General features: G+C 34.0%; 10 protein-coding genes. 4 read left to right on the top strand and 6 right to left on the bottom strand.

Going from position 1 to position 11,608, the window contains the following annotated elements; translation table 11 throughout:
- Positions 1 to 292: 292 nt before the first annotated feature.
- The 3 genes from bamC to J3U19_RS05730 all read right to left on the bottom strand — a co-directional run bounded on the left by bamC (position 293) and on the right by J3U19_RS05730 (position 2,759).
- Positions 293 to 985, bottom strand: coding sequence for an outer membrane protein assembly factor BamC (gene bamC / locus J3U19_RS05740; RefSeq protein ID WP_267345682.1), 693 nt, complete (start codon positions 983 to 985; stop codon positions 293 to 295).
- Positions 986 to 1,024: 39 nt separating this feature from the next.
- A complete protein-coding gene (gene dapA, locus J3U19_RS05735) occupies positions 1,025 to 1,903 on the bottom strand; it encodes a 4-hydroxy-tetrahydrodipicolinate synthase (RefSeq protein WP_267340703.1) in 879 nt (292 codons plus the stop codon).
- Positions 1,904 to 2,000: 97 nt separating this feature from the next.
- Positions 2,001 to 2,759, bottom strand: a complete 759-nt coding sequence (locus J3U19_RS05730) for a Nif3-like dinuclear metal center hexameric protein (RefSeq protein WP_267345680.1) — start codon at positions 2,757 to 2,759, stop codon at positions 2,001 to 2,003.
- Between the two features lie 229 nt (positions 2,760 to 2,988).
- Between J3U19_RS05730 and J3U19_RS05725 the strand changes: the two genes are divergently transcribed.
- On the top strand, positions 2,989 to 3,759 hold the full coding sequence (locus J3U19_RS05725) for a tetratricopeptide repeat protein (protein WP_267340700.1): 771 nt from the start codon (positions 2,989 to 2,991) through the stop codon (positions 3,757 to 3,759).
- A 119-nt stretch (positions 3,760 to 3,878) separates the two neighbouring features.
- On the top strand, positions 3,879 to 4,571 hold the full coding sequence (gene rnt, locus J3U19_RS05720; RefSeq protein WP_267340698.1) for a ribonuclease T: 693 nt from the start codon (positions 3,879 to 3,881) through the stop codon (positions 4,569 to 4,571).
- Between the two features lie 52 nt (positions 4,572 to 4,623).
- Here the strand turns inward: rnt and J3U19_RS05715 are convergent, their stop codons facing one another.
- A complete protein-coding gene (locus J3U19_RS05715) occupies positions 4,624 to 4,962 on the bottom strand; it encodes a Grx4 family monothiol glutaredoxin (protein ID WP_267340852.1) in 339 nt (112 codons plus the stop codon).
- Between the two features lie 513 nt (positions 4,963 to 5,475).
- Here J3U19_RS05715 and yccS point away from each other — a divergent pair.
- Positions 5,476 to 7,617 (top strand): YccS family putative transporter, encoded by a 2,142-nt coding sequence (yccS, locus tag J3U19_RS05710; RefSeq protein ID WP_267345678.1) that lies wholly within the window; start codon positions 5,476 to 5,478, stop codon positions 7,615 to 7,617.
- A gap of 214 nt (positions 7,618 to 7,831) precedes the next feature.
- On the opposite strand, the gene nfo is transcribed toward yccS, so the two are convergent.
- Together nfo and yejK are read right to left on the bottom strand one after the other, a co-directional pair.
- Entirely contained in the window at positions 7,832 to 8,674 is an 843-nt protein-coding gene (gene nfo / locus J3U19_RS05705) for a deoxyribonuclease IV (RefSeq protein ID WP_267345677.1), read from the bottom strand.
- Between the two features lie 33 nt (positions 8,675 to 8,707).
- Complete coding sequence (yejK, locus tag J3U19_RS05700) at positions 8,708 to 9,712, bottom strand: nucleoid-associated protein YejK (protein ID WP_267345676.1); 1,005 nt, start codon at positions 9,710 to 9,712, stop codon at positions 8,708 to 8,710.
- A 362-nt stretch (positions 9,713 to 10,074) separates the two neighbouring features.
- On the opposite strand from yejK, the gene J3U19_RS05695 reads away from it, so the two are divergent.
- On the top strand, positions 10,075 to 11,454 hold the full coding sequence (locus tag J3U19_RS05695) for an MATE family efflux transporter (RefSeq protein ID WP_267340693.1): 1,380 nt from the start codon (positions 10,075 to 10,077) through the stop codon (positions 11,452 to 11,454).
- Positions 11,455 to 11,608: the final 154 nt, after the last annotated feature.

Below are 11,608 nucleotides of genomic sequence, written 5' to 3'. Positions count from 1 at the left end.
TTTCAATTTACCAACAAATAATTAAGGAGCTAATGCTCCTTAAATTCAAACTCACTGCTGCTATTTTTACTATGAATCTTTTAAGCATAGATAGCAACTGGATATCAGTTTATAGCTGAGTTCAACTCAAAGCACCGACAAATTTCATGCCCACTATTAATTAAAAATTATTATTAATTAATAGATTATTAATCATCATCTCCACAATATAAAAATCGTTATCATTTTTGCGGTTAAGCTGATATTTAAGATCTTCTTTGTGTCTTTTGAGAGATTGAGCATCTTTATCAGCTTATTTTTTAGCTTCATTTTCGTTCGAATCTTTTACTGGTAATTCTCTAAAAGACTGCGGAGCAACATCATCCATTAACGAATTAAATAAACCGACAACATAACGCTGAACTTCAATCGGTTGTGAAGAAATATCTTCTGTACCACGAGTTAACGAATCCAAGCTAACTGTAATAGTTTCGGTATCACCTACTATTTGACGCTTGAAAATAAAGGATGCTTCTGCTGTTTGAGTTTCATCTGCTCGAATAATAAAAGCTTTACCTGTTTTAATTGTAAAATTATCACTATTACTAATTGGAATATTTTTATTGTTTAAAGTATTAGGAATTTTATTCCATACATCAGCGTTGAGCGGTGAATTAAATGTAACAACACCATTATTATAAATAACAAAAGCATCAGAAACAGTTGGAATTGGTACAACAGGCGGTCGAATATCAACTTGTTTACCCAAGTTACCTTTGGAATCAAGTTTATAAATAAAAAAATCAGCTATTTCTGCCGGAATTGTCATACCTTTTGGAATAATTAAAGGCTTTAAAGCAGGTGAGTTTAAATAATCTTCATTACCATCAATTTCACGCTTATAATTCTGATCGCTACCACACCCTACAAGGAGTAGAGAGACAATAGCCGTCAAAATAACGGTTTTTATTAAGACATAATTATGCAATATGGTTTTATTAAACATAGATATCTGCTTTTAAATTAGTAGTTGTAAGAAAGTAAATTACAGTAAATTAGCATCTTTCAATGCTCGCTCTAACGCTGGAATAGATGATTCGGACAGCGATATCATTGGTAAACGGATTGTACCATTGGCTATTAAACCTAATCGAGTACACGCCCATTTTGCGGGTGTTGGATTTGGCTCAATAAACAAATTGTTGTGTAATGCTAATAGACTGTCATTTACCACACGTGCTTCTTGAATTTGATTGTTTGCCGCTAATTTACAAACCGTAGCAACCTGTTTTGCTGCAACATTAGCAGTAACCGAAATGACACCATCTCCTCCTAAAATCATAAAATCTAAGAAAGTTGCATCATCACCACTTAAAAGTTTGAACTCATCTCCGACTAATCTTCGCGTTTTATAAACACGAGAGAGATCACCTGTAGCATCTTTTAAAGCAACAATATTTTTAATTTTTGATAAACGTCCAACAGTCTCTGGTTTTATGTCACTACAAGTACGACCAGGTACATTATATAAAATTTGAGGTAATGCAGTATTTTCAGCGATGGATTTAAAATGTTGATACATACCTTCTTGAGTGGGTTTATTATAATAAGGAGCCACAGTTAAACAACCAATTACACCGATATTTTCAACTTTATTAGTTAATTCAATCGCTTCTTTAGTTGCATTTGCACCTGTCCCTGCAATGATATTAATGCGGCCATCAGCATAATCAATGGTTCGCTTAATGACATCAATATGCTCACTATGATCAAGCGTTGCTGATTCACCAGTTGTTCCAACTGAAACAATACCTGATGTGCCATTAGCAATATGATATTCGACCAATTTTTTTAAGCTTACGTGGTCTACATTTCCTTTTATATCCATCGGTGTAATAAGGGCGACCAGACTTCCTGTAAACATAAAATGACCTCTCATATTATCTGTTTATAAAACAGCTTTAAAGATTATAAAAACTGCGAATAAGTATGCGTTATTTCTAAGTTAAATTCAACTTTTGTTATGCCGGATTATCAATATCAACAAAAATACTTTGCAACCCGTAGTAACTTGCCAACCACTCTCCTAACTTTTTTATTCCATAACGTTCGGTGGCATGATGGCCTGCTGCATAAAAATTAATACCATATTCTCGAGCGATATGAATAGTACGTTCGGAAACTTCACCAGTAAAAAAAGCATCGCAGCCAAGTTGAACAGCTTGTTCAATAAAATCTTGTCCACCTCCACTGCACCAGCCAATACGATTAATGATTTTTGGCGCGTTATCACCACAAAACAACACTTGCGACTTGCTATTATGTAATGCTTTTTCAAGCTGTTGCTTAAACTGTAAGGCTGTAAGCGGATTGTTTAATGAACCTGTAAACATTAAATCGGTAATATCATCGTGTTTATCAACCTTAATATCTAGCAAATTCGCCAGTGCAATATTATTACCCAATTCAAGATGCCCATCTAATGGCAAATGATAACTGTACAAATTAATATCATGCGATAAAAGCGTTTTTATACGTCGATATTTTATACCGGTAATGGTTTGTGGTTCACTTTTCCAAAAAAAACCATGATGCACTAGCACTGCATCAGCTTGTAATTCCACTGCTTTATCTAACAATAACTGACAAGCTGTAACGCCTGTAACAATTTTTTTGACTTCACTTCGACCTTGTACCTGCAATCCATTAGGTGCATAGTCTCGGTATCGATTTATTTGCAATTCAATATTTATTATTTGTTCAAGTTCAGCTCGATGCATTTTGTATATTTTATTTAAAGGGTTGTGGTTGATAATTATAATCACTTTTACCAATTATCTCACCTACATATTTTATTCTGTGTCAGTAGACTATCGGATCTAGGGTTATTTACAAAAATACTAACCATTTGTTTATTGTTAATATTGATAAATTGTAAAAGTTTATTTAGACTTAATATCGTGTTTAATTATGCTGTTTTATATATATGTTCACTAAAAGGATATTATTGTGCCGATTTTAGGAATTGGATTAAGTAGTGCCATTGCATTATTTTTTGCACTTCATGCAATTCGTACTCAACAAGATAGATATTGGATTTATATATTATTCATAGTCCCTATTTTAGGCAGTTTAATTTATTTTGCTGTCATTTTGTTACCTAAGTTGCGGGCAACGCCTGTTGGTTTCAAAATTAAATCAAAACTACGTAAAACACTGGATCCTGAGCGTGAACTGCGCGAAGCACAAAAACAATATGAATTATCACAAACAACCAGTACACGAATCGCTTTAGGTAAAGCTTTGGTTCTCAATAATCGAGCTGATGAAGCTTTGATCTACTATCAACAAGCATTAACTGACATTTACGCAACTTCTCCAGATATTTTACTACAATATGCTTATGCGCTTTTTAGAGATCATCAGTATACTAAAGCGAAAGAGACGTTAAATTTTTTACGTGAAAAAAATCCTGATCATCAATCTGATGAAGGCCATTTACTCTACACTAAAATTTTAGTTTCCCTTAATGAAAGGGAACACGCTAAAGAAGAATTTGAAGCGTTAATTACTTATTTCCCTAATTTAGAAGCAATTTCATTTTATTTAAAAACCTTAATTGGTTGGAACCAAATTGATCATGCAATCCAAGTGTTACACATCATAGAGCAACGTTTTAATCAACTATCCAAACATTCCAAACGTTTAAATGCCAAATGGATTGAAGAGATTCAACAATCAAAACAAAAATTAAGTCAATTAGGCAAAGAAGTGAATTGATTTATATAATGCCAACCATTTGTTTGACTTTGTAAAGAGGTACAATAAAGGTAAAACTAGGCGAATACATTAAAAACTGGCATAATAATTTCCATTTTTAAACAAATAAGATAACTATTGTGCCAAACGCAAAATTATGTGAACGTTTTCGGGGTTTTTATCCTGTTGTGATTGATATCGAAACATCAGGCTTCGATCCAAAGCTAAATGCAATTTTAGAAATTGCCGCCATTACGTTAAAAATGAACCAAGATGGCTGGCTTGAGCCTGATCAAACTTTACAATTCAATGTCAATCCATTTGCAGATGCAATTTTAGAGCCAACAGCACTGGCATTTAATGGGATTGATCCTAATAATCCTTTACGTGGAGCAGTGGATGAAAAAATTGCAATTGAAGCCATTTTCAAAGTGGTAAGATCGGGTATTAAAGCAAATGATTGTAACCGAGCCGTAATTATTGCCCACAATGCTCACTTTGATCATAGTTTTTTAATGACTGCTGCAGAGCGTGCTGGTATTAAACGTAATCCATTTCATCCATTTGCAACTTTTGATACTGCATCCCTTTGTGGTTTAATTTTTGGACAAACGGTTCTGGCTAAAGCTTGTGAAGTGGCAAAAATTCCATTTGACCATAAACTAGCCCATTCAGCGCTCTATGATACCCAAAAAACAGCGATTTTATTTTGTGAAATTGTCAATCGTTATAAACGGTTAGGAGGATGGCCACTTGCTGATTTACCAACACAAATGGAGAATGAGTCAGATGGTCAACAATCGAATATAGAGTCAGATCAACAAACAGAGTAATAAAAAGAGCGCAATTATGCGCTCTTAAATGAACTTTGAACATAAAACCTGCTCAGTGATTATCATTATATGGATGTTTTTCCGCTGTTTCTTTAATTAGAGTTTGCAGTTCGCCAGTTTGGAACATTTCAATCATAATATCGCATCCTCCTACTAATTCACCTTCAACCCATAATTGTGGAAAGGTAGGCCAGTTAGCAAATTTCGGCAATTCGGCACGAATATCAGGATTTTGTAAAATGTCCACATAAGCAAAAGGCACACCACATTGAGATAAAACCTGGACTGCTTGAGCCGAAAAACCACAACTTGGCAATTTTGGCGAACCTTTCATATATAAAAGAATGGGATTTTGAGCAATCTGTTTTTTAATTTTATCAAGTGTCGTCATTTCTTCAGTTGTCATACAAGTTATTCCTTGGTAATTAATTGCTTGCCTAATATTTTAACTTAGATTATCCGCGCTTGATACCGTTAAGATGCATTTTTTTTGATTTATAACAAAATTCCTAATAAATATAAATAATTATCAGTTATCGCCAATGATTATACGGCTATTTTTTGCAATCAAAGTTTAAAAAATTTCAAGAATGATTAATAAAAAAACAGTTTTGATAAAAATAATTCAGAAGTCTATACCATTCGAATTTTTTTAATCAATTCAATATTTAATTTTCCATTATGATTTGGGAATAATCCTAAGAAAATTAATCTAAATTTTGAATAAATAAATTATTTAATCATTGGAGAAAACATTTGAAACACAGAAGGTACAATAATAAATAATAAGTTGTTTTGATTGTTACTTATTATAATTTCTAACCAAAAAATTCAGCCCTCTTTAATAACTCGCAACAATATAGTATTCTAGCCCATCCTATTAACTCAACGAAAACCAACATTTGTGCATCCTTTAATATTGACCTTGCGTAAAGTCTTTTACAGCAGTAACCTTCTATTTAGCATCCGTATGCTTATAAGTTTAACTGGCTCAACGTTGGTGCCTTGGTATTTTGGCCATACATCACTGGTTATTCCGCTTACTCTAGGTGTGGTCGCTGCTGGGCTAACCGAGATTGATACTCGTCTATTTAGTCGTTGCATCAATTTAATATTAACATTGTTCTGTTTTACACTGGGCTCGTTTTCAGTTGAGTTATTATTTGATTACCCTACTCTGTTTATGATTGGGCTAGTATCTTCTACCTTTATTTTTATTATGCTGGGATCACTCGGACAGCGTTATGGTGTGATTGCATTTGGCTCGTTATTAATTGCTGCTTATACTATGCTTGGGCATAATTTATTTGACGATAAACTCACTTTGCCATGTTTTTTGTTGCTTGGTGCGCTTTGGTACAATGTGGTATCGCTCATTGAATCAATCATACAACCTATTCGCACTACGCAACAGTCACTTTCTCTCTGCTTTATGAAATTAGCACAGTATTTAGATGCTAAAGCCTCAATGTTCGATCCTGATGAAACTGACGGATTTAAAAAGCAAACTTTGCAATTAACTGAAAGTAATAATCAGTTAATTAGTGCCTTTAACAATACAAAACGATCGCTCTTTAATCGCTTAAAAAGTTATCGTGGACAATCTTATATTCGTAAACTATTAAGCTACTATTTTGTAGCGCAAGATATTCACGAGCGCGCAAGTTCAGCACATGGACAATATCAGGCGTTGAGTGAGCAGTTTAAACATAGCGATATTCTATTTCGTTTTGCGCGAATTTTAAATTTACAAGCGAAGGCATGCACGCAGTTAGCAGTATCAATTAAGTTAAACCAAGCCTATCAACATGACCCATTGTTTGCTCACTATTTTATGTATCTTGAGGAAGCCATCGAACAATATCAATTAAGCAATAAAGCTGACATGCTTTTGATTAAAGCCTTAAAAAATTTACATCAGAATTTACTCTCTATCGATCTGCTGCTGACGAATATTGATACTGAACAGCACCTTTCAAAAGAACAGGAAGATAACCAGTTGATCGATGAAGAGCTAACTAGCTTTCACGACCTGTTTGCTAAAATTAAACATAATTTGACAGTTAAATCCCCACTATTTCGACATGCTGTGCGAATGAGTTTAGTGTTTTTTGTAGGATATATGGCAATCCTCTGTTCAGGTTTATCACATGGATATTGGATCATCTTAACCAGTTTATTTGTATGTCAACCTAACTATTCAACCACAAAACATCGATTAAAATTGCGTGTTATTGGGACTATTTTAGGGATTGTTGTCGGTATTCCTTTAACTTTTCTTTTTCCTAGCGTACCTGATCAGTTGGTACTGATTATTATAACTGGCTGGTTATTTTTCTTATTCAAAAATTCCCAATATGCTTATGCCACCGCTTTTATTACGTTATTAGTATTTTTTAGTTTCAGTTTGCTTGGTGAAAGTAGCATTTCAGTGGCTATTTCAAGAATTATAGCAACATTAATTGGTTGTTTTATTGCATGGTTTGCGGTGAGTTTCATTTGGCCAGACTGGAAATTTAGAAACTTACCTAAATTAGTTGATCGTGTTTGTCATGACGACAGTCACTATTTAGCTTCCATTGGACATCAATATTTATCAGGTAAAACCAATGATCCACAATATCGCGTGGCACGCCGTGCCGCACACGATAGCAGTGCCGATTTATCATCATTAATTAGTTTAATGACTAAAGAACCCCACATGAACCAAGTGATCATTGACAAAGGCTTCCGTTTGCTCACCTTGAATCATACATTTATCAGCTATTTATCAACATTAGGAGCACATCGAGATAAAAGTATCTCCTCAAATACTCTTAATCTATTTGATGATTTGACTGTTTATATCATTAATCTTCTCAGTGATAAAAAATTAGATAATAAATATCAAGTAATTAAAGAAACGGTGACTGATTATATTGAATCACTCTCCATCAATGACGATCAAAGCAATAACGATCTACTGGTAGTGCAACAACTAGCCTTAATATTAGATATTCTGCCCGAAATCGTGACGCTTGTCAGTGAATTGGATAAATCAATGTAAATTCTAAAAAATATAGTGTTGATAAAAACTTAACAAAAAAATTGATATTTAAGATATTTCCTTGCCCGTTTTCTCAAGCGCGACCAATATCACCGCTTTCAGGGTTTGGCGTTTTGTTTGGAGCATGATTAAGTGCTTTGTGGCGTTTGTTAACCTCAACGCCACAACTTAATAACAGCGATAAACAAAACGAGATAATTAACTGTTTTTCTTACTACTTTGTTTGCTCTTTTAACCAAGCAATTTCCTGCGCCCAAATATCTGGATTGATGGTCTCAAGAATGAGTGGAATTTCATCAATTCGTGAATCTTGCATGATGAACTTAAATGCTGTTTCGCCAATGTTACCTCTACCTAAACTATCATGGCGATCAACATGGCTTGCAAACTCACTTTTGGCATCATTCAAATGCATGGCTCGTAAATATCTGAATCCTACAATCTTTTCAAATTCATCAAACGTTTCTTTGCATGCTTTTTCAGTCCGTAAATCATAACCAGCAGCAAAAGCATGGCAGGTATCAATGCAAACGCCCACGCGATTTTTATCTTCAATTTTGTCAATAATTTGAGCTAAATGTTCAAATTTATAACCTAAATTAGATCCTTGTCCAGCCGTATTCTCAATCACTGCAACAACATTTTTCGTTTTATCTAGAGTGAAATTTATAGATTCAGCAATACGCGCTAGACATTCATCAACCGATATTTTTTGTAGGTGACTACCTGGATGAAAGTTTAGCAAGGTTAGTCCTAATTGTTCGCAACGTTGCATTTCGTCTAAAAAAGCGGTTCGTGATTTATCGAGTTGCTCACTGTCAGGACTACCTAAATTAATGAGATAACTATCATGGGGTAAAATTTGTTTGCTGGTAAAACCATACCGTTCACAGCGTTTTTTAAAACTATCTATAATGGCTGATTCAAGTGGCCTAGCATGCCATTGCCTTTGATTTTTAGTAAATAAAGCGAAGGCAGTTGCGCCAATTTGATAAGCATTGATAGGAGCATTATCAACTCCTCCTGCTGCGCTAACGTGTGCACCAATGTATTTCATCTTGTTTATGTTCCTAATAATTGGATGTGATAATCAGTTTGAACCGCTATTACGTTGTAATTGGTCGCGTAAATTAGGTGGAACACCTTTGATCACAATTGTATCAGTCTGTGGATCCCATTTAATTCGTTCGCCTAATAGGTCAGAATCAAAACTCAAGCTTAATCCACCACCACTACCTGAGAATTTTTTGAGTTGACGCAGTGCACTGCGATCAACAGGAAAGGTCTCTTCTAAATCGTAATCGCTATTTTTTACAAATTCAGTAAAATTATTTTCACCATTTGACGGCAATTCATTAGCTAGATTTCTGAGTTCGATCTCTTCTCCTGCTTGTAATTGAGCTTGGCAATAATTATAGACATTTTCTCGGGCGCTGGTTTTGTCTTGCTTGTCAAACTGCATCTCTTGACAATAATCATCAACCGCTTTCACTAAAGTTTTATTTTGCGCTTTAGCATCTAATCCTTCACTGGCACCTAAATAGTCCATAAAAAAGTCAGATACTTTACGCCCAACTCGGCCTTTTAAAAAGGTTAAATAGCGTTTTGAATCTGGTGCGGTTTCCCATTCAGTGATATCGATTCGTGCAATAATATCAGTATGATCAATATCCAGATATTGCGTTTCAGTTATATCAAGCTGTTCATTAACTAACATACTAGAGCAGCTATTTAATACTGCAATAATTAAATATTCAACGGCTAAATATCGATAGTGACAAAAGACAACTGTACCCCCTTCAGCAAATGGGTACTTAGCAAGTTCATTACGCAGTTGTTTGGTTGACTCTTGACTAAAATGCAAAAAATCTTGATTACCTAAACGCAACTCTTTAAGCGATTGTTCAAACAGGCTTTCACTATTAAACAGCCCGTAAGCTTTGCTTTTATTATTGTATATGCGGTTAATATCCTCAATTAAATTGACAACAGCTTGTTGATTGCTTAGCATTGAATCACGAAGTTGCAGTTCAATTTCAGTGTCATTTTTTCTGATTAATTTATGTAAAATAACTTTTTCTATTTGTACACTCATTTAGAATTCCTGTTTGGGTGGCAAAAGTAAGACTACCCTATTTTATCAAAGCACTAAAAAAGTGCTATCCACAATTTATTAGTCTGATTAGATAACAATTGATAAATAGTTAGATTTTATACTAAAACGTATAGTTAACCTGAAACTTCTTTACAATATCTAATGGTATTCAATAAATATCAATAACAAAAACTGGAGTTTTAACGGTTAAAATAACCGACCAAACTCTTTTGTTGATAAGACAACTGCGTAATTGCCATTAGCATGATGATAAATAATATAAGTAACAATAATATTTTTTACTGAATCGTATCGTTAACCTAAAACTTTTTTTACAACCTGTTATAGCTGGAATAAATAATATGGCAAATCCTCAAGATATTTATAATGATTTTAAAAATAAAAAAATTAGCTTATTATTTTGGCAATATGCTCTACCTTCGATTATTGGAACAACCGTTAATACTCTTTATAACATTATTGATGGGGTTTTTATTGGCCATTGGATTGGACGTGAAGCTTTGAGTGGCGCGGGCATTATTTTACCAGTTATGAATCTCGCTGCGGGCATTGGTATGCTGGTAGGTATTGGTTCGGCTAGTCGTATTTCGATATTTTTAGGTCGTGGTGAAATCGATAAAGCCGAAAGAGTTGCTGGCACTTCGTTTATGTTAACTGCGGTACTAAGTGGTATTACTTTAGCGTTATTGCTTTATTTTATCGATCCTGTTTTACATTTTATTGGTTCAAGCCCAAGCAACCATATTTATGCTCGTGAATTTTTAGAAGTGTTTTTACCAGGTAGTATTTTTATCACATTGACTTTCAATTACAACAATATGATGCGAGCAAGTGGTTACCCTTTCAAAGCTATGGTAACTATGTTTATTAGTGTAATTGCCAATATTATTCTTGCACCAATTTTTATTATTGTTTTAGATTGGGGCATGCGGGGAGCAGCTTTTGCAACCACACTATCTATGTTCATTAGCTTTTTATTTGTAATGCAGCATTTTATTAGTAAAAATAGTAATATTAAACTATACCGTCGTAATTTTAAGCTTGATTTTACCTATATTAAATCTATTTTATCTATTGGTATGTCGCCATTTGCAATGCAAGTTGCCGCGTCTGTGGTTGTAATATTCATTAACTGGCAATTAACTTACTATGCACCGATTTCTCATGTTTCAAGTGATGATGCGATTGCGGGTTATTCCAATGCAAATCGATTAATAACGCTGATTATTATGATTGTCATTGGCGTTAATCAAGGCATGCAACCAATCATTGGCTATAATTATGGTTCAAAAAATTATAAACGTGTAAAAGAAACTTTTATTTACGCGGTAAAAATCGCTACCGTGATTACTAGTACAGGGTTTATTTTAGGTTACTTTATGCCTGATGTGCTGGTTAGAGCATTCAGTTCTGAAACTGATTTAATTGCTATATCCGCGATTGCACTTCGTTACACAACATTTTCATTTGTATTTGTTGGTTTTCAAATGGTCACTACAAGCTTTTTCCAATGTATTGGTATGGCTAGAGTTTCTATTTTACTCAGTCTTTCAAGGCAAATTTTGATTTTATTGCCAACACTATATATTTTACCACAATTTTTTGATTTAGATGGTGTTTGGGCCTCGTCACCAACCGCTGATCTTTTATCAACCGGTATCGCTTATACTGCACTTTATTGGTATTTTAGATCGATAAAAAGCCGACATTATCCAAAATAAGTCAAATAGTGACGTTTTAATCTTAAAAAGGGGATAGCGTCCCCTTTGAATTGAAAACCGTTTTCTTAATTTTTATTAAATTAAGTGATCACAAATAATAGAACTATAATAAACAAATAGACAAATTTGCTGCTCTAGACCACCTTCACATCTT

The organism is Gilliamella sp. B2828, assembly GCF_026537125.1.
Classification (GTDB): domain Bacteria; phylum Pseudomonadota; class Gammaproteobacteria; order Enterobacterales; family Orbaceae; genus Gilliamella.
This window is presented reverse-complemented; position numbering and strand designations above follow the sequence as displayed.

Bases quoted from the DNA above. Each gene is read 5' to 3' on its own strand.
- bamC (WP_267345682.1), bottom strand. From the start codon at position 985: ATGTTTAATAAAACCATATTGCATAATTATGTCTTAATAAAAACCGTT.
- nfo (WP_267345677.1), bottom strand. From the start codon at position 8,674: ATGAAATACATTGGTGCACACGTTAGCGCAGCAGGAGGAGTTGATAAT.
- J3U19_RS05730 (WP_267345680.1), bottom strand. From the start codon at position 2,759: ATGCATCGAGCTGAACTTGAACAAATAATAAATATTGAATTGCAAATA.
- dapA (WP_267340703.1), bottom strand. From the start codon at position 1,903: ATGTTTACAGGAAGTCTGGTCGCCCTTATTACACCGATGGATATAAAA.
- yejK (WP_267345676.1), bottom strand. From the start codon at position 9,712: ATGAGTGTACAAATAGAAAAAGTTATTTTACATAAATTAATCAGAAAA.
- J3U19_RS05695 (WP_267340693.1), top strand. From the start codon at position 10,075: ATGGCAAATCCTCAAGATATTTATAATGATTTTAAAAATAAAAAAATT.
- J3U19_RS05715 (WP_267340852.1), bottom strand. From the start codon at position 4,962: ATGACGACACTTGATAAAATTAAAAAACAGATTGCTCAAAATCCCATT.